This window comes from Planctomycetota bacterium (assembly GCA_016125255.1).
Classification (GTDB): domain Bacteria; phylum Planctomycetota; class Phycisphaerae; order Phycisphaerales; family Zrk34; genus RI-421.
This window is the reverse complement of record WGMD01000041.1, coordinates 1-17804: the sequence shown is the minus strand read 5'-3', so window position 1 is coordinate 17804 and position 17804 is coordinate 1. Positions and strand designations below refer to the sequence as shown.

General features: G+C 63.2%; 22 protein-coding genes. 8 read left to right on the top strand and 14 right to left on the bottom strand.

The features are described 5' to 3' along the window. Window positions 1–33 precede the first annotated feature (33 nt). Window positions 34–801: an exodeoxyribonuclease III gene (xth, locus tag GC162_21015; protein ID MBI1371119.1), complete on the top strand. Its 768-nt coding sequence runs from the start codon at window positions 34–36 to the stop codon at window positions 799–801. A gap of 27 nt (window positions 802–828) precedes the next feature. On the opposite strand, the gene GC162_21010 is transcribed toward xth, so the two are convergent. Together GC162_21010 and pucL are read right to left on the bottom strand one after the other, a co-directional pair. Continuing rightward, complete coding sequence (locus GC162_21010; GenBank protein ID MBI1371118.1) at window positions 829–1659, bottom strand: ThuA domain-containing protein; 831 nt, start codon at window positions 1657–1659, stop codon at window positions 829–831. Window positions 1660–1663: 4 nt separating this feature from the next. After that, window positions 1664–2497 carry a urate oxidase gene (pucL, locus tag GC162_21005; protein ID MBI1371117.1) on the bottom strand — a complete coding sequence of 278 codons (834 nt, stop codon included), beginning with the start codon at window positions 2495–2497 and terminating at the stop codon, window positions 1664–1666. Between the two features lie 44 nt (window positions 2498–2541). Here pucL and allB point away from each other — a divergent pair, with 44 nt between their 5' ends. From allB to GC162_20985, 4 genes are read left to right on the top strand one after another with little or no spacing between them, the layout of a single operon-like run. Then, on the top strand, window positions 2542–3855 hold the full coding sequence (gene allB, locus GC162_21000; protein MBI1371116.1) for an allantoinase AllB: 1314 nt from the start codon (window positions 2542–2544) through the stop codon (window positions 3853–3855). A gap of 4 nt (window positions 3856–3859) precedes the next feature. Further along, window positions 3860–4363, top strand: coding sequence for a 2-oxo-4-hydroxy-4-carboxy-5-ureidoimidazoline decarboxylase (gene uraD, locus GC162_20995; protein ID MBI1371115.1), 504 nt, complete (start codon window positions 3860–3862; stop codon window positions 4361–4363). Beyond that, the gene (uraH, locus tag GC162_20990; protein MBI1371114.1) at window positions 4360–4695 is read left to right on the top strand and encodes a hydroxyisourate hydrolase; all 336 of its coding nucleotides are present in this window, start codon (window positions 4360–4362) and stop codon (window positions 4693–4695) included. The genes uraD and uraH overlap by 4 nt, the downstream gene beginning before the upstream one ends. A 56-nt stretch (window positions 4696–4751) precedes the next feature. Continuing rightward, window positions 4752–5156 carry a hypothetical protein gene (locus GC162_20985; protein MBI1371113.1) on the top strand — a complete coding sequence of 135 codons (405 nt, stop codon included), beginning with the start codon at window positions 4752–4754 and terminating at the stop codon, window positions 5154–5156. Window positions 5157–5167: 11 nt separating this feature from the next. Here the strand turns inward: GC162_20985 and xseA are convergent, their stop codons facing one another. The 5 genes from xseA to GC162_20960 all read right to left on the bottom strand — a co-directional run bounded on the left by xseA (window position 5168) and on the right by GC162_20960 (window position 8818). Continuing rightward, window positions 5168–6679, bottom strand: coding sequence for an exodeoxyribonuclease VII large subunit (gene xseA, locus GC162_20980; GenBank protein MBI1371112.1), 1512 nt, complete (start codon window positions 6677–6679; stop codon window positions 5168–5170). An 84-nt stretch (window positions 6680–6763) separates the two neighbouring features. Beyond that, window positions 6764–7051, bottom strand: coding sequence for an HPr family phosphocarrier protein (locus GC162_20975; protein ID MBI1371111.1), 288 nt, complete (start codon window positions 7049–7051; stop codon window positions 6764–6766). A gap of 27 nt (window positions 7052–7078) precedes the next feature. Then, complete coding sequence (locus tag GC162_20970) at window positions 7079–7555, bottom strand: PTS sugar transporter subunit IIA (GenBank protein ID MBI1371110.1); 477 nt, start codon at window positions 7553–7555, stop codon at window positions 7079–7081. 39 nt (window positions 7556–7594) lie between these two features. Next, window positions 7595–7897, bottom strand: coding sequence for a ribosome-associated translation inhibitor RaiA (gene raiA, locus GC162_20965; protein MBI1371109.1), 303 nt, complete (start codon window positions 7895–7897; stop codon window positions 7595–7597). Between the two features lie 30 nt (window positions 7898–7927). Further along, window positions 7928–8818, bottom strand: coding sequence for a DUF502 domain-containing protein (locus GC162_20960; GenBank protein MBI1371108.1), 891 nt, complete (start codon window positions 8816–8818; stop codon window positions 7928–7930). Between the two features lie 130 nt (window positions 8819–8948). On the opposite strand from GC162_20960, the gene GC162_20955 reads away from it, so the two are divergent. Then, window positions 8949–10064: a hypothetical protein gene (locus GC162_20955; protein MBI1371107.1), complete on the top strand. Its 1116-nt coding sequence runs from the start codon at window positions 8949–8951 to the stop codon at window positions 10062–10064. Between the two features lie 105 nt (window positions 10065–10169). Here GC162_20955 and GC162_20950 read toward each other — a convergent pair whose 3' ends face one another. Both GC162_20950 and GC162_20945 read right to left on the bottom strand, forming a co-directional pair. Next, on the bottom strand, window positions 10170–11339 hold the full coding sequence (locus GC162_20950; protein ID MBI1371106.1) for a hypothetical protein: 1170 nt from the start codon (window positions 11337–11339) through the stop codon (window positions 10170–10172). 134 nt (window positions 11340–11473) lie between these two features. Beyond that, window positions 11474–12769: a hypothetical protein gene (locus GC162_20945; protein MBI1371105.1), complete on the bottom strand. Its 1296-nt coding sequence runs from the start codon at window positions 12767–12769 to the stop codon at window positions 11474–11476. Window positions 12770–12806: 37 nt separating this feature from the next. Between GC162_20945 and GC162_20940 the strand changes: the two genes are divergently transcribed. After that, complete coding sequence (locus GC162_20940; protein MBI1371104.1) at window positions 12807–13091, top strand: hypothetical protein; 285 nt, start codon at window positions 12807–12809, stop codon at window positions 13089–13091. A gap of 64 nt (window positions 13092–13155) precedes the next feature. Here GC162_20940 and GC162_20935 read toward each other — a convergent pair whose 3' ends face one another. From GC162_20935 to rpsU, 4 genes are all read right to left on the bottom strand, one after another. After that, the gene (locus tag GC162_20935; protein ID MBI1371103.1) at window positions 13156–13524 is read right to left on the bottom strand and encodes a hypothetical protein; all 369 of its coding nucleotides are present in this window, start codon (window positions 13522–13524) and stop codon (window positions 13156–13158) included. Between the two features lie 145 nt (window positions 13525–13669). Continuing rightward, window positions 13670–15283: a HAMP domain-containing protein gene (locus GC162_20930; GenBank protein MBI1371102.1), complete on the bottom strand. Its 1614-nt coding sequence runs from the start codon at window positions 15281–15283 to the stop codon at window positions 13670–13672. Window positions 15284–15384: 101 nt separating this feature from the next. Further along, window positions 15385–15819 (bottom strand): ribosome silencing factor, encoded by a 435-nt coding sequence (rsfS, locus tag GC162_20925; GenBank protein ID MBI1371101.1) that lies wholly within the window; start codon window positions 15817–15819, stop codon window positions 15385–15387. 36 nt (window positions 15820–15855) lie between these two features. Beyond that, window positions 15856–16077 carry a 30S ribosomal protein S21 gene (gene rpsU / locus GC162_20920; protein ID MBI1371100.1) on the bottom strand — a complete coding sequence of 74 codons (222 nt, stop codon included), beginning with the start codon at window positions 16075–16077 and terminating at the stop codon, window positions 15856–15858. 193 nt (window positions 16078–16270) lie between these two features. On the opposite strand from rpsU, the gene rpmB reads away from it, so the two are divergent. Then, on the top strand, window positions 16271–16540 hold the full coding sequence (gene rpmB, locus GC162_20915) for a 50S ribosomal protein L28 (GenBank protein MBI1371099.1): 270 nt from the start codon (window positions 16271–16273) through the stop codon (window positions 16538–16540). 123 nt (window positions 16541–16663) lie between these two features. On the opposite strand, the gene GC162_20910 is transcribed toward rpmB, so the two are convergent. Further along, the coding region (locus tag GC162_20910) for a sulfatase-like hydrolase/transferase (protein ID MBI1371098.1) at window positions 16664–17804 on the bottom strand (1141 nt) is incomplete at its 5' end.

Genomic DNA, 17804 nt, shown 5'->3' with positions numbered 1-17804 from the left:
GCGCAGGGGGCGGAAAAAAGTTACACTTTCCTGATGCGCATCACGACATGGAACGTCAACGGCATGCGGGCAGCCCTGCGCAAGGGCTTTGACAGGCATCTGGAACGCCTCGCGCCCGATGTGCTTTTGCTTCAGGAAATCCGCGTCACGCCCGACAAACTCCCCGCCGAGTGGGCCGCACCGAAGGGATGGCATGTACACTGGCATCCCGCCGCGCGGCCCGGCTACGCGGGCACGGCGGTCTGGTCGCGCGAACCGTTCGAGTTCATCGACACGGGCCTCGAAGCCGCCGACCCGGAAGGGCGCGTCCTGCGCGTGCGCGTGGGCGGCGTACAGGTCGTGAGCGTCTATCTGCCCTCCGGCTCCAGCGGCGAACATCGACAAGCTGAGAAGGAGAAATGGATGGGCGTCTTCCGCCCCTGGGCCGATCGACTCCGCAAGGCGCGACAACCTGTCATCCTCGGCGGCGACTTCAACATCGCGCACACCGAAAAGGACATTTTCTACGCCAAGTCCAACGCCAATCAGTCCGGCTTCCTGCCGCACGAACGCACGTGGATCGGCGAACTGTTCGACACCGGCTGGCGCGACTTCGTGCGCGAGCACCACGGCGATATCGACGGACCCTACACCTGGTGGTCCAACCGCGGCAACGCCCGGGCGTTGGATCGCGGATGGCGTATCGACTACCTGCTGGGCAACGCCCCCGCCGCCAAACGATTCCAATCCGCGCAGGTCGATCGCGCCGCGGCGCTGGAAGTTTCTGACCACGCCCCGGTGACGATTGATCTGGCCGACTGAGGCGCAGCTTTCAACAATGAATGAGCGCTATTTGCCCGCCGGCTCGTAGCCCGGCAGCACGTTGCCGTCGTCGCCGAGCTTTCCCGCCGCCCAAATCAGCCCGCGCGACACCGTCCGCAAATACACCGGGTCCGCCCATGTTTCATTGGAATGCCCGAACGTCGTGCCGAACACGCGGGCCTTGCCGAACTGATGCGTCCAGAACACCGGGTATGTCGTCCCCGTCTTGTCATCGGCGCTCGTCGCCAGCGGCGTCGTGCCCGGCCAGACCTTCTCGATCACATACAACTCATCCATCGGCGTCGTCCAAACCCCCGGAAAACCCTTCATGATCGGCGAATCGCTCGCCGCCTTGACCGGATAGTTGGCCTGATGCTCGTGCCGCCGACTGGTCACGCCCAGAAATTCACGCCAGTCATCGACGTTCGCCGCGCGGTACGTATGCATCGCGCAGTGAATCACCACCGCTGGCACGCCCGCCTTGTGAATCTCCGTGATCTTGCGGATGTACGCCGGGTCGTCGGTGTCGGCGAAACATTCATTATGCACCACGACGTCGTAACCCTTCGCCCAGTCCGGGTTGTTGTACAGTTCGATCTCGCCGCGCGTCCCGGTGCGCGGGTCCTGCAAGACGGTCCACTCGATGTTCGCCATCGCCTTCGTGGCGTCGATGAGCTGCTTGGCCTGATAGGCGTAATCGTGACAGCACCCGCCGGTGATGAGCAGCGCCTTGATAGGCGCGGGCTTGTCCACAGCTCCGACCCTCGGGGCACAGGCGGCCAGCAGGAGCACCAACAATCCAATACATCGCTTCATGAGTTCGTCCTTTTGAGTGAATGGTCTCTGTCGAAACATCATATCGTCACCGGCTCAGCGTCCCCGTGATCCAGCCGGCCGGTTCGTCGGTGACGTGGAACACCTCATTGTTGTTCTCGCGGCCGAACGAGGCGAGGTTAAACTTGAGGTGATGCTTGTTGGGCATCGTCAGCGTGATCTGGTCGATCGTCGCGCACGCCTGAAGCGCCGCCTGCCCCATCAGGTTCAGCGACTGCTGCACGGAGAGACTCATGTGATTGGCGAACGTGTCAAGCATCGCCGAGCGGATCGCCGCGCGGGCGGCGGCGAAGTCCATGTCGGTGTCAGTATAACGCCAGGTCGCCGTCAGCACGGTGGCGAAGACGCGGTCGTCGGTGTCGGGCAGCGTGCGGTACTCGTCGGTGACGAAATTCTTGAAGGCGCTGTCGGTGGTTTTGGCGATCATGAGGTTGTCGAGGCCGGCGGTCACACTGACTTTCCCGCCGCGCTGGAGCGTGACGATCGCCGTCGGCGTCTCGCCATCGGACCCGACGAAGGCGGCGGGTGCCTTGCCGATGCGATGCCAAAGATGCTCGCGCAGCGTGATCGTCGAGCGCGTCACATGCGGATACGTGTCGATGAAGTGCTTGGCCAGCGTGACGCCCAGCGATTCGATCGTCGTCCACGGATCGTCCTTGGCCTTGACGTAGATCGTGTTACGGATCGAGTCGGTGGCGATGACCTTCGTGTTGTCGCCGGCGGCGTAACTGGCGGCGAAGTCGCCTTCGAGCAGGGCGTCGATCGCGGCTTCGACGAATTCATGGCGGTCACTCTTGCGCTTGATCTTGCTGACGCGGACGCGCTGTTTGCCGTACTGGTTGTGAACGAGTTTGCCGGGCATCGGGGGCACTCCTTGAAGTGGGCCGCGTCAACTATAATCCGATCATGCCGCAGCGTCACGCCTTTTCCATCGCTTCGACCCGCGTCGTCCTCCCGGGCGGCGAGCGGCCGGCGACGATTCACATCAGGGATGGGCTCATCGATTCGGTCGCGCCGGGCGTCGATTCGGCGGCGGAGTCGCTGGGCGATCGCGTGATTCTGCCGGGCCTGATCGATCCGCATGTGCATATCAATGAGCCCGGCCGCACCGAATGGGAAGGATTTGTCACCGCCACGCGCGCCGCCGCCGCAGCGGGCATCACGCTCGTCGCCGACATGCCGCTCAATTCGAGCCCCGTCACGACGACCCCCGGAAATCTCGCCGCGAAAATTTCCGCATCGAATGGCAAACTCGCCATCGACGTCGCGTTCCATGCCGGCCTTGTTCCCGGCAACGTCGGCGAACTGCCCGCCCTCCTCGACGCCGGCGTCGTCGGCGTCAAGGCCTTTCTCTGTCACTCGGGCCTCGATGAATTTCCGAACGCGACGCGTAGCGACCTCGAAGCGGCGATGCCCCTGCTGGCGGCGCGACACGTGCCGCTGCTCACCCACGCCGAAATCGTGCATGAGTTACCGCCGATGGACGATCCGCATCGTTACGCCGACTATCTGGCGACGCGGCCGCGCTCGTTTGAGCATGATGCCATCGCGATGATGATCGACCTTTGCCGCGCAACCGGGGCGCGTGTGCACATCGTGCATCTGGCGGACACCGATTCGCTTTCGATGTTCGCCGACGCTCGCCGGGAAGGGCTGCCCATTACGGTCGAAACGTGTCCGCATTACCTATATTTCGATCCCGCGGCGATCCCGGATGGCGCGACGCAGTACAAGTGCGCCCCGCCGATCCGCGGCGATGGGTTCCGTCTGCTGGCGGCGCTGCATGATGGGCGCATCGATCTGGTCGCGTCGGATCATTCGCCGTGTCCGCCGGCGATGAAGGAAACTGGCGGGCGGTTTGACAAGGCGTGGGGCGGGATCGCGTCGCTTCAATTGGGCCCGTCGATTGTGCGTTCGCTTGGCGGTGTGACGCCGATGGATTTGGCGCGATGGATGAGCGCCGCGCCGGCGAAATTGCTTGGCGTGAGCGGGTCGCGCGGTTCGATCGATCCGGGCAAACGGGCGGATTTGTGCATCATGGATTGGGACGCGAAATGGACGGTCGATCCGGCGAAGCTGCATCACCGCCATCCGATCACGCCGTATGCCGGGTGTGCACTGACGGGCGTGATTGAGCGGACGTATCTGGGCGGTTTGTGCGTTTACCGGCACGGGCGATTTGCGGAGGAGCTGCACGGCAAGGTGGTGTGGCGTGAGTGACGTGTTGACGATCGCGCAGTTCGATGCGATGTCGCGGGACGAGGCCGCGGCGGTAATGAAACGCTGCTGCGGCACGGAGACGTGGTGTGCGGCGATGGCCAGGTCGCGCCCGTTTCATGATCTTGCCGCCGCGCATGTCGCCGCCGACCGATGCTTTGATGCGCTGACCGAATCCGACTGGCTCAGGGCCTTCGCGGCGCATCCGAAAATCGGCGATGTGAACTCGCTGCGCATGAAATTCGTCGGCAATCGCGAGTGGTCGCACGGCGAGCAGTCGGGCGTTTCGTCGGCGGGCGACGCCGTGATCGAACAGCTCGCGGCGGGTAATGGCGAATATGAAAAGCGATTCGGATTCATCTTCATCATCTGCGCCACCGGCAAGTCGGCCGCTCAGATGCTCGCCCTGCTGCGCGAGCGACTGCCGCACGATCGCGCGGCCGAGGTGAAAATCGCCGCCGGCGAGCAGCGCAAGATCACGCACCTGCGCCTTGATAAGATGTTCGCATGACTGCACGCTGCCCGATCACGACGCACGTCCTCGACACCGCCCGCGGCGTTCCCGCCGCCGGCGTTAAAGTCACGCTGCGGCACGGCGACAAGTTGCTCGCCGCCGGCGTCACCAACGCCGACGGCCGCATCACCGATCTCCTCCCTCCCGGCCCGATCGAACCCGGCGAATACACGCTTGACTTCGACACAGGCGACTACGCCAAGACCTCCGGCCACGCCAGCTTCTTCCCCCGTGTGTCGATCCACTTCATTCTCGACAAACCCGATGCCCATTATCATGTGCCCCTGCTGCTGAGCCCGTACGGGTATTCGACGTATCGCGGCAGTTGACGCGCCGTCCCGCTCGCGCGTTACAATCGGGCCTCACCCTTCTACGGAGGCCCGCCATGCTGCAACGTGTCACCCTCATCGCGTTCGTCTGTTTCGCTCCGCTCGCTCTTGCCGCCGAGGGGCCGATGCTGCCCGACGGAGCCAAGGGATTCTCCGGCGTGCTGCGCGGCACGGTCGGCGAAGTCGTGCAGGAAGGCAAGGGCTTCCGCATGAAGGTCACCGAAATCGGGCGCACCAATCCGAAGAACTCCGCGCGCGAGCCCGCCGTGCTGGTCGGCAAGAGCGTGCTCATCAATGCCCAGTGGACCAAAGGCGATGGGGACAAGTGGCACCCCGTCGAAAACCACACCCGCTTCATCCGCTCGCTCAAACCCGGTCAGGAAATCAGCATCGAAGTCGTCAACGACGAAGGCGGCCGCCTGCACATCCTCGAGCTGACCAAGGAACAGCGCGGCGAGTAAGATCGACCGACTCAATCACCGAAAAGCGAAGCTTGATCATCCCCGCCCGTTTGCCGGCGCGGGGGCTTTTTGTCGGAAGCTGACGATTTGAGACGGGGCGCGTCTGAAGCTGTCACCCGCGAATGGATTTTGCCATCGGCGAGGTGGCTGACGATGGCGTCGCCGGGATGGACCTGGTTGGGTGAGCGGAGCAGGTCGCCGGCGGGGGTGGTGGTGTAGCTGTAGCCACGGGCGAGGACGTGATGGGGGTCGATGGCGTTGAGCTGGCGAGCGAGCGCGTCGAGGCGATGACGCTGGGTCGTTGCACGCTGGGTCATCGTGGCGCGGAGGTGACGCTCGTGGGCGACGAGCTGCTGGCGCGCGACACGAAGGCGCGACATGGGTTCGATGCGGGCAAGCGCGTGCTGCATGTCGCTGAGGGCGGCGCGGAGATTGGCGAGCCGATCGCGCAGGGCGGCGGTCAGATGGCGGACGTCGGCGGCGAGGCGCTCGCGGTGCTGATCGAGCGATTCGACGGGGCGCCGGAAAAATGCGTGACGCGCCGCGGCTTCGAGGCGCGTGCGGGCGTGCTCGGCGCGACGACGCAACGAGAGACTCAGGCGATGCGCAAGCTGATCGAGGTGCTGACATTCCCCGGCGGCATCGGGCACGAGCCGGGCGGCGGCCTGCGTCGGGGTCGAGCAACGCAGGTCGGCGACGAGTTCGGCGATGGTCGTATCGGTTTCATGCCCGATGGCGGCGGCGATCGGAATCGGGCAGTCGCGCACGGCGTCGGCGACGAGGCGCTCGTTGAAGGCCCAGAGGTCTTCGAGCGAGCCGCCGCCGCGGGTAAGGATGATGGCGTCGAGCTTCAGTGCTTCGTGCTGCTGGCCGAGGGCACGGATCGCGCGGGCGATGTCCGGCGCCGCATCCGCACCCTGCACCAACACATCGACGTGCGAGAGCCGAATGCCCGCCCATCGCTGGCGAGCCGTGTTGATGACATCCTGCAAGGCGGCGCCCTTGGCGCTGGTGACGACGGCGATGTGCTCTGGGAACGGGGGCATCGGCTGCTTGTTTTCATCGGCGAAATAGCCCAATCCGCGCAGCTCGTCGCATAGCTGGCGAAAGCGCTGCTCCAGCGCGCCGAGGCCGATCGGCTCGAGCTTGTCGATGTAAAGCTGCAGGCGGCCCTGCGGCCCGTAATAGTCGAGCCGCCCGGTGGCGAGGACCTGCTGACCATGCTCCGGGCGGAAGTCGGTCTTGCGAGCGGCCGAGGCCCACATCACGCATGCGATGACGTTCTGCTCGTCCTTGAGCGAGAGGTACCAGTGGTTGCGATCGGAGAAATTGCTCACTTCGCCGACGACGCGGACGGGCGAAGGAGTGCGATCGGCAAGGACGCGCTTGATGAGGTCGGTAAGCTGGGTCACCGAAAGCGGCGCCGGCCCGGCGAGCGAACCGTAGCGCCGCTGCTCGCGCTGAGCGGGCGGACCGGCGTCGCGGTCAGGAAGATTGTCGGGGTTGAAGGGAAGACGGGCCATGTCGTTTGCGGATCAGTGAAGAGCACGCTGCGAGCGGCGTCGCCAAACGATGAAACCTGGGGCGAAACCGCCGTGCGTCAGGCGTCATTCTTCGCCGAATTTACTGGTGACGAGCTGCTTGAGCGCGTCGGCGGCTTTTTTTGCGTCGGGACCGCTGGCCTGGATTTCAAGACGCGTGCCTTCACCGGCGGCGAGCATCATGACGCTCATGATGGATTTGCCGTCGTGGACTTCGTCGGAGCCGTGCTTTTGAATGGTGACTTTGCATTGATACCGGTTGGCGGCATCGACCAGCGCCATCGCCGGGCGGGCGTGCAGGCCCAACCGGTTGAGAATGGTCACGGTGATGCGGACGGTATCGTCTGTCGGCATGGGAGACTCGTCGGGATCATCGGCCCGTTAACCCTGAAGCTGGTGTCCGTCGGCTTCGTGAATCAGGTCCATGATCTCATCGACGGTCGAGGCCTGGCGGAGGAATCGGCGGAAGGTGTCCTTCTGGAGATTGCGGAAGATGTTCTCCATCGCCTGAAGGTGCTGATCGGGTTGATCGGCGGGGCTCATCAGAAGGACCACGGAGTAGACGGGCGCCTTGTCGAGCGCGTTGAAGTCGACGCCGGAGGCGGAGATGCCGATGGTGGCGGCCATCTTCTTGATCTTCTCGTGCTTGACGTGCGGGACGGCGACGCCCTTGCCGAAGCCGGTCGACCCGTGCTTCTCGCGTTCGATGATGAGCTTGATGACATCATCGCGCAGAGCGGCGGTCAGGGCGCCGCTGGCGATCAGGGCGTCGACGAGCTCGGCGATGACGTCATCGCGCTTGACGGCCTGAAGCTGGGGGACGAGGGCTTTTGGGGAGACGAAATCACTCAGTTTCATGGGAGCGATCCTTGATGCGAAAAGTGGCCGTGAGGCGGGTCAGACATTGTGCTTACGATTGCGGAGCTTTTCCTTGTGGTCGGTGAGTTGACGTTCGACCTTGTCAGTCGTCGTATCGATGCAGGCGTAGAGGTCTTCGTCCTTGCCTCGGGCGATGAACGGGTCGTGATGCTCGACCTCGACGATGATTTCCACATCATACGCCCGATCGTGCTTGTCGATCACGACCGAGATTTCCTGGATCCGGTCGAAATGCCGGCGGAATCGTTCGCATTTCTTATGTGCATATTCGTTGATTGCCGGGGTGATTTCAAGATGCCGACCCGTCACTTTGGTTTCCATCGCGATTGCGTCTCCAATATGGCTTGCATTTTACCCGCCCGCGTCGCCGGCCTCCTGCGGCAGCGCCCGGGGCGACCCATCCGTTCCCTCGCCCCCCCCCACCTCGATCACCTCCGTCGGCGGGACGATCACGCCGCCGCTGACGGTGAATTTTAACGCCTGATCGATCGGTACGGGAAGCTCGATCATGTCTTCGATCGGCACCGTGATGACGTAGCCCGTAAACGGCGTCGGCGAGGAGGGCACGAAGATCGTGACACACGGCCGCCCCGCCCGCTCCTGAATCGTCCGCATCGTGTCGCCGGTGACGAGTCCGACCGACCACATTCCCTTGCGCGGATATTCGACCGCGACAACCTTCGAGAACCGCAGCTTCTCCTTGCCCTCGGAGCCGACCAGAAAGTCGGTCACCTGCTTCACATGCGGGTACACGTGCTTGAACACCGGCAGTCGCTGTAAGAATCCCTCGATCCGCACATAAATGCGCCGGCCGATGAACGAGCCGAGAATCCGACCGACCGAGTAGATCAGGATCGCCGCCACAAGCAATCCGATCAGGTTCATCACCTGCCAGTTGCCGATGGTGATGCGGCCCCACCATGTCTCCAGCGCCTGCCGCCGCGCCTCGCGGCGAAGCCAGTCGGGTTTTGATCCCGCGGCACGCCATGCGGCACGCTGCTCGTTGGTCATCCCCTTCTCGAAATCGCTCACGTCCGTCTGATCGATCGCCGGGAATTCCGTGTAGCTGATCATCACGGAGCGCACGCCGGCATTGATCGGCCCGGCGATGTTCTGATCGACGAAACCATACACCGCCACGACGATCCAGATCGTCAGCACCGTCGGCAGCAGAATGGCCAGCCCCCGCAGAAAGAACTGCTGAAAGCCCGATCGCTTTTTCACTTTGGGTTGCGCATCCATACGTCCGCCGCGTTCCGTTCAAACCTTTGTCCGTGGGGAATCGTTACCGTCCAGGTCAAGCCACTATGGTAGATGATCGCTCGATGGCTGGCAAAGCCGAACTCCCGCCGCGCTTTCCATACAATCCTTCATGAAAGTCGTCCCGCTCCAACGCTTCGCCGCTGTCGCCCTGTTGCTGAGCATGACGCTGATTCTCATCGGCCAAACCGACGCCCCGGTGCAACCGGCGACCAAACCCGTCGATCCGCCCATCGGCACTTACCACTGGGCCTGCGGCATGCTCGGCGCGGATGCGTTCGCAAACTGGCTCGACCGCGACGGCGTCTGGGTGCTCGACACGATCGGGTCCGAGACATGGGACAATATTTCCTACCCCACATGGTGGCTGAGCAACTGGTCCAAGTGGGTGCATGCCAAACCCGGTCGTCGGCTCATTCTTTCCGTGCCGATTCTCGCCGGTCCGCCGGACCGCTCCGGCCCGCGCGGCGGGAGCAAAGGCGTCGGCGTCGCCGTGTCGCTCGAAAAGGGAGCCGCCGGCGACTATGACGCCCACTTCCGCGACTTGGCCGCCAACCTCGTCCGCTATGACATGACGGACACGATCGTCCGACCGGCGTGGGAGTTCAACGGCGACTGGTACGCGTGGGGCGCCAAAGGACGCACCGACGCGTTTATCGCCTTCTGGCGACGCATCGTGAACGTCATGCGAAGCGTGAGCGGCGCCGAGCATCTGCTATTCTGTTGGAATCCGACGCTCGGGCAGCAGCAGTTCCCGGCCGACGAGGCATGGCCGGGCGATGAATACGTCGACTACGTCGGCGTCGATGTGTACGACGAAACATGGATGCCCGACACGTATCCTTTCCCGCCCGGGGCGGACGAAGCGGAGATCGCCCGCCGGCGCGACAATGCATGGAACAACTGGATCATGAACAGCCCGCGCGGCCTCGCCTTCTGGTCCGACTTCGCCAAGGCCCATCATAAGCCGCTGGCCTTTCCCGAATGGGGCCTCGTCTGGGCCAACCACAACCACGGCGGTCTCGACAATCCCCTGTTCATCCAACGCATGCACGACTTCATCACCGACCCCGACAATCATGTCGCCTTCCATTGCTACTTCGACGTCAACCTCCCCGACCACGGCCACGAACTGTCTCCGGGCCTCCCCGGCGCCTCCCCCGACGAAAGCACCCACTTCCCAAAATCCGCAGCCCTCTTCCGCAAACTCTTTCGCAAGCAAAACTGATGACTTTCACGCTCCCCATCGAGTGGGAGCGTGAATCGAATCCGCCCAAACCCGTGTCCGTTTGCACGCTGTGGCACAGCCGTCCCCTGCTGTACGCCTTGCCGCTTACGTCACACGCTTGCCCCGTCGGCTCAACATCGCTCCGCCGCCCAGCAATGCGAACGCCGCCATGATGCACACGACGCCCCACTGAAACGCCGTGCGCGGCAGCAGATTTGCGATGACCCACCCGATGCACCGGAAGGCGTTTTCGATGATCTGCGCCGTCGTCACCCCCTGCGCCGCCGCCGCGGCGCAGAGGCCCGCCGTGATGAGGCCTTTCCATGCCCGATGCCGACAGGCATGAATGACATACGCCCCCGCCGCCGCCATCAGCGTGATGCGCAGCGGGGTGAACACGAAAGGCGTGCGACCGCCAATCAGTTCGTGCGCCGCGAACATCGCCGCCGCGATCCCCGCCATCGGCAGCACCCACGCCAGCAAGGCCGACCGCGTCCCCCACCGCTCGCGCCCGAACACAAGCGACACTCCCACCAGCACCGGCCCCGCATACGCCGGATCAAACTCCGCCCGATACACCCAGGTCTGCATCGCCCCATGCGCGACGAGCGACAAGATCGCCGCGATGACGAACAATCGCTTGAGCAATCGATTGAGCGGTCGCTCTTTCTCCAATCCCAGCGACACCGGCACCACTCCCAGCAGCCCGATCATCCCCCCGATCGCGCCCCACACGCCGAACATCCCCCGCGGTGTGATCTCCATGACATGCGACGTCATCGCCAGCGCCCCCGGCAAGAGCATCAGGCCCGCCATCATCACCGCCATCACCGCGTATCGCCCGCGCGTCATCTTCATTTGTAGTGCCTGCGCGATCCACGTCAGCTTGAGGATCGCAAGCAGCAGCACCAGTGCGTTGATCACGCCGCCGATCCGCACATCAGCCGCGAACAGCTCGGCGTTGAGATGGGTGGCATCGACGATGAAAAACAGCTCGGCGAACAGCAGCAGCCGCCCGTCGAGCCGCAGTTTCATCGTGCGGATGAGCCAAAGCCCCGTCACGATCAAAAGCAGTTCATACGCATTGAGCACCCCCAGCAATCCCGCCAGTTTCCACACCCCGCCCGCGTGCAGGTCCATCGACCGGCTCAGCACGAAACATCCGATCATCATGCACACCGCGCTCGCCGGATACAGCGGGTTGTGACCCAAAATCGTCCAGCCCCGATACCCGCCCTCGTCCGCCGGGCGCAGCTCGACCACCGATGCGTTCATAGCATGCTCCTTGAGAGTAGAGTTTGGCCAGCAACCACAACTTGTCCGGACGGACGGGTTAAGTGAAAAGCATCATCGACACCGGATGTGATACGCACGGCAATGGGATGGGTTCTGCAAACGCGGCAACATGCTCAGCACGCCAAGAGCGCGAAGTATCCGCCGTCGTGATACGTCGTTTCGACGCCGGCGGGCAAAGTCAGATGTTCGCGGATTAGTTTCAAGCCGTGCGTTTGCATGGTATGTCGCACCTGCTGCTGATTTTCCGCCGGGTCGATGGAGCAGGTGGCGTAGAGCAACATGCCGGTGGTCGAAAGCAGCGGGAGCGCACGGTCCACGATGTCGCGTTGAAGTTCGGTCAGCGAGGCGAGCGACCGTGCGTGAAATCGGTAGCGGGCTTCGGGCCGGCGGGCCAGCACGCCGGTATTGGAGCATGGCACGTCGAGCACGAGCAGGTCGGCCCTGCCCGTGTGCATCGTCATGGCGTCCATATGCGCCGCCGTGACGCCGGGGACTTGGGCCAGATCCGCAAAGCGTTCCGCATCCGGGTCGGTCGCGATGATCTGGGCGGCGGGGTGTGTGAATCGCAATTGTCGCGATTTGGTCCCGCGCCCGGCGCAGTAGTCGATGATGCACCCGGGCGCCAGGTCCGATGTCGCATCCACCGGCATAAACGACGTCGGGTCCTGCACCCATCGCCCCGGTCCCGCATTCAAAAACGTCACCAACGCCGCATGCGTCCCCCGCCAAACATAAAACCCCGCCCGCTCATGCGCCTCAGCCAAATCCAGCGGCGGCGGCGCCGGACTTCGCACGATCGTCGGCGGATTCACCAGCGAATGCAATAGCAGCGGCAGCGCCGCAGCGCCATGCTGCTCGCGCCACGCCTTGACCAATTCGACGCTGTGACTCGTCGCCGCCGCCAGATGCGCGTCCATGTGGCTCGTCGCCGGCAATAGATCGCTCTCGAAGATCAATGCGCCGTCCATCAGCGGCAGTCGATCCGCCGCTGGCGCATACGTCGTGTGCTGTTCGACATGTCGCGGCAGATCGGCGAGGCGTCGAAGCACGGCGTTGGCCATCTTCCCCGCCCCCGCGCGGAGAAATTGCCGCGCGATTTTGACGGATTCGTCCACAACCGCGTGGGCCGGAAGCTTGTCCATGAAAAACAATTGAGCCGCCCCGCTGACAAGCACGGCTTGTAGTGTGGGCTCAAGCGTCCTCAACGGCTTTTTCAGATGCCGGTCGATGAGGTATTCGAGCGTGGCGAAGCGCTGAAGCACCGTGCGGTGAATCGCCACGGCGAGGCGCGCCTCGCGCGGATCGATGTCGGTCGTGTCGATCGACAGCGCGGTGATCGAGCGACCTGTCTTCAACTGACGGGCGAGCGTTTTGACAACTTGTCGGCGCGCGGGGCTCATGGGACCCATAGTGTAGCGGGCTGCGCGATTGTGTTATGCTTCGTGCATGGCGAACGTGGATGTCAAAACCGAAGAGGACACCGGGCACGGATGGAAATTCCAGGTCGCGGTGGACGAGGACGGACGGCGGCACGATTTTGATGTGACGCTCAATTGGGCGGATTACGATCTTTGGTGCCACGGGCAGGTGTCGCCGGAGCGTGTGATCAAGGCGGCGTTCGCCTTTTTATTGTCGCGCGAGCCGGTGGGGGCGATCATGCGCAAGTTCGACTGCGCCGTCATCCGCCGGTACTTCCCGGAGGTTGACAAGGAACTGAAGTCGCTGCTCTGAGCGCATGAAAAAGCGGCCCGAGCGATGTCCCCGCCGCTCGGACCGCTGATGATGTTCGCGAAAATCACTTGCTGTCTTTTTCCTTCTCTTTGGCCTTCTCGGCTTCCTCCGCCTTCTTCTTTTCCTGATACTTCTTGGCGTAGTCGCGGCGCTTGGCGGCGGCTTCCTCTTCGCTCTTGGCGAACTCGGCCTTCTGCTCGTCGGTCAGCACGGCCATGACCTGCTCGTGCTCCTGCTGCTCCAGCGCCTTGATCTGCTCGCGAATCTTGGACTGGATGGCGATGACCTTCTCGCGCTGCTCATCGGTGAGCTTGAGGTTGTTGAACGGGGCGTAGACGTGCCCCTTGGCCTTGTCCGCCTTTTCCTCAGCGATCGCCGCCAGCGACATCATCACCACCATCACCACACATAGTCCCATCACAAAGCGCTTCATACATGGCTCCTTAAAAAGTTGATCTGACCCGGCACAACTCGGCCATCCATAACACACACAACGACGGCTCCACCGACAGCAGTATGCCTCCGGCGACGACGGGCCGCAAGGGGGAGAACATCGCGTTTGCGAGAAAATTTTCGCCTCAGGACGCCAGGTCGGGCATGAGCGTTTCGGACTTTTCGACAAGGATGAGCGGGATGACCAGACTGAAGGTCGCGCCGCGGCCGAGGTCGGAGTCAAGCTCGATGCGGCCGTCCAGAAGGCGGGCCAGTTCGCGACTGATGGCCAGGCCCAGCCCGGTGCCGCCGTGTTCCTTCGTGTGTGATGAATCAAGCTGGCGGAACTTATCGAAGATCTCCTCCTGATGCTCGACGGCGATGCCCGGACCGGTGTCGCGGACCCACACGCGCACGGCGGTCGTGTTGCCGTCATGCACAACCGCCCCGCCGCCCAGTTCGACGCGGCCGCCGGCAGGCGTGAACTTCACGGCATTGGAGAGAAAATTGAAGATGATCTGCTGAAACTTGCCCGGGTCCGTCTGCACCACGGGCAGGTCGCGGGCGAGGTTCTTCGTGAGCGTGATCTCCTCGCGGTCCGCCTGCGGGCGAATCAGGGCGAGCAACGTCTCGCACGTGTCGCTGACGCTCATGGGCTCGATGTGCAGATCGATCCGCCCCGCTTCGATCTTCGCCAGATCGAGCAGCTCCGTGATCATCGTCAATAGCGAGCGGCTCGACGTGAGGATGTTCTGAATGTACCGCAGGCGCTTGTCATTGCCGGGCGCATCGGCGCCGGCGATCGAGTCGCTGAGCACCTCGGCGAAACCGATGATCGAATTGAGCGGGGTGCGAAGCTCGTGCGACACGTTGGCGAGGAAGTCGCCCTTGATGCGATTGGCTTCAAAGAGCGTCAGGTTCGACTCGGCCAGCTCGCCGAGCTTCAGGTCGAGCTGGCGGTTGAGCTCGCGCAGCTTGTCCTGCGAGGTTTTGAGCGAAGCGAGCATGGTGTTGAACGTGTCGGAAAGCTGCTCGAACTCGTCGCCGGTGTTGATATCGGCGCGGATGTTCAGATCACCCTCGGCGACCTTCTCGGCGGTTTCGCGCAGGACGCGCACGGGCGAGAGGATGATGCGCGTGAGAATGAACCAGAAGACGGCGATGGCGAACAGCGAGGCGATCAGCCCGGCGATGATGATATAGACGCCGTTGAGGAGGAGCTGGCGGGAGGCCCAGCCGGCCCGCATTTCGATGGTGAGCACGGCTTTGAGGGGATCGGCGACCTGCGTGGCGGCGAGGCCCGACGCGCCGCCGCCCCGGGCGCGTTCGATATCCGAGTGCCGGATCGCGCGGGCGTAGCGATAGACCTTCTCGCCGTCGGCGGCGTGGACTACGCGGATCAGATCGCGCGTCGTCGGCGATTCCTCGAATGTTTCCAGCGCATCGGCGATGAACGGATCGCGCAGCGACTCGCTCACGAACTGCTGCTCGTTAATGAGGCGGAGACGGCGCGACGCCTGTTCCTCCGCGTCGACAAGCGGCTCGGGCGAGCCCTCGATGGAGCCGGCGAGTTGGATCAGATCGGCAAGCCACGCGTCCGCCAGCTCGCGCGCGATCTCGCGCTGCGACTCCTCGACGAGCTTCTGCATGCGGAGCCAAGGCACGAACAGCGCGGCCGAAAGAATCAGCAGCACGGCCAGGCCAAAGAGAATCTGGCATTTGTTGGCGAGACTGATGCGCAGGCGGGCCATGCCGACCATCCTATTCGCCGGCGGCGGCGCTGTCGACGGGTGCTACACGCCGACGCTCCCCTGCGGGTCGCGGCTCAACGGAAACATAAAACCCAATGGGTGACACGTCCCTACACGTTCTGCCGCGCGAGAATCTGCGTGAACTGACCGGGTTTGGTCATGCTGCGCCAATCGACGCGCGCCGCGTCATGCCAGAGCGATTCGAGGTCGTAGTAGGAGCGTGTCTGCGGATCGAACAGATGGATGACCACATCGAAAAAGTCGGCAACGACCCAAGCCGTGTCATTGCGGCCGGAGATGCTGATCGCTTCGCGACCTTCATGGCGGGCGAGTCGGGCGACGTCGTCGGCGACGGACTGAATCTGGCGATGACTGGTGCCGGAGGCGATGACGAAGAAGTCGGTGACCTGGCTCAGGCCGCGCAGGTCCTGCACGATGATGTCCTGGCAGTTGCTGTCGGCGAGCACGCGCGCGGCATGAGCGGCGAAGGTTTGACCTTCATCCGCTGCCGAGTCGTGCGAGGGTTGATGTGAGGGGTCGGTCATCAGTCGAGGGATCGGCGAGTGGACCGACCCAAAAGATCAGCGAGCCGGACGGGCGGGACGGCGCGGGGCCGGACCGTCGGTCTTGACGTTGCGCTTGACGCTCTTGCGCATGGCGCGGCGCTTGCGCTCGGAGGGCTTCTCGTAGTAGGCGTTCTTCTTGATGTCCTTGGTCAGGCCTTCCTTTTCGCACATTTTCTTGAAGCGACGGAGCATTTGCTCCACCGACTCACCGCCGCGGCCTTTGATGCGAATCGCCATAAGCTTCGTGTATCCTTCGGAGTCTATCGGTCCGTGTTCGGGTTAGCGTGTCCTGATCCTGAGCCCGGTATTATTGCAGGCGGGGACGGATCAGGCAAGCGCCGCCGGAAAGTACGGCCGGGAATTTGCTTGACCGGGGCCGGCCGGGTATACTTGCGGGCTCGAAATCGAACCCCCAGCTAGGAAGACCGCCATGCCCCGCGTATGTGCATTTACTGGACGCAAAACCACGACCGGCCGCAGTCTCCGCTACCGCGGTAAGGCCAAGTACCTTGGCGGCGTCGGTAAGAAGATCACCGGCAAAACCAAGCGCAAGTTCCGCCCCAACATTCAGACGCTCACAGCGATCGTCGACGGCAAGCCCACCCGGATCAAGGTCTCCACGAAGGCCATCCGCATGGGACTCGTCACCAAGCCGCTGAAGCGCAAGTTCGCCTACAAGGGCGAAGAAGCTGCCGCGTAACACCCGCGGGCTTCATCAGAGGCATCCCTCCCCCACCGCCGAGTTCTTGAACTCGGCGGTTTTTATTTGAGGTTCAGGGTTCAGACAAGACCGGATGCATGTCGTGTTTCGAGTTTCGAGTTTTCACTCGACGCGCTTCACCGTCGCAAAATACGCCCCGCGCACTTTACCCTCAGGCGTGGTCAGCCAGCTCTGCATCATCGCCGGTCCCTTGGGCAGCGTCAGCGTGAATTTGACGGACGTATCGGCGAGTGTGACATCCTTCTCAACTGTTTGCCCGCCGATGGTCAGCTTCGCATGCACCGCCTCGGCTGACTGATTCAGATGCAGCGGCCAGCGCGAGAGCGTCACTTCGTACTTACCGTCGCGCAACACATCGATCGCCCACGGTCCGCTGGTCATCAACCCCCGCTTGACAAGTTCCTGCGCCCACGGCGAATCCCGCTGATCCTCCACCAGCCAGTCGTGCGACATGAACTCGACCGGGTTCTGCTTGTCGGACCCGACGCCGGCGCGGACGTAGTCGCCGAACACGGGCTCGAGCGTTTTCCACCAGTCGATGTAGGCCTGCCGCAGTTTCGCGACTTCGTCGGGATTGTCTTTGGCCAGGTTGTTCGTTTCGCCCGGATCCTTGTGAATTTCGTAAAGCTGATCGCCGTTGACGAGGCGCCACTGTTGGGTCATCACCGAGCACTTGCGCCATTCGATCGGATGTGCCACGCGCTGCGAGTGCACGAATAGGGTGCGATCAGGCATGGGGGCGACGGGGTTCCTGATTCGGGTGGCGAGACTGATGCCGTCGCGCGGCGGGCCATCGGGATGCATGACGTCGCAGAGTTCCTCAATGGTCGGCTGGAGATCGAAGTGAGCGGACAAGTAATCTTCATCGCGCCCGCTGTTTTCCTTGCGTGGGTCGCCGATCCCCCCGGCGGGCCATTGAATGAAGCACGGGACTCGATGACCGCCTTCGTATTCGCTGCCCTTGGTGCCGCGCATGTCAGCGTTGTAGCCGGGCCATTTTTTATTGCCTTGCATCCCCGCCGCCGAGCCGTTGTCGGACATGAAGATCAGAATCGTGTTGTCGCGAAGATGCCATTCATCGAGCTTCGCCAGCAGCACGCCGAGGTTTTCGTCAATATTCTCGATCATGCCGTAAAATCGCGACATCGTGTCGGTCAGTCCCTGCTTACGATACGGATCAGCGTACTTGTCAGGCACGTTGTACGGCCCGTGCGGCGCCTTCGTCGCCAGGTCCCCGAAAAAC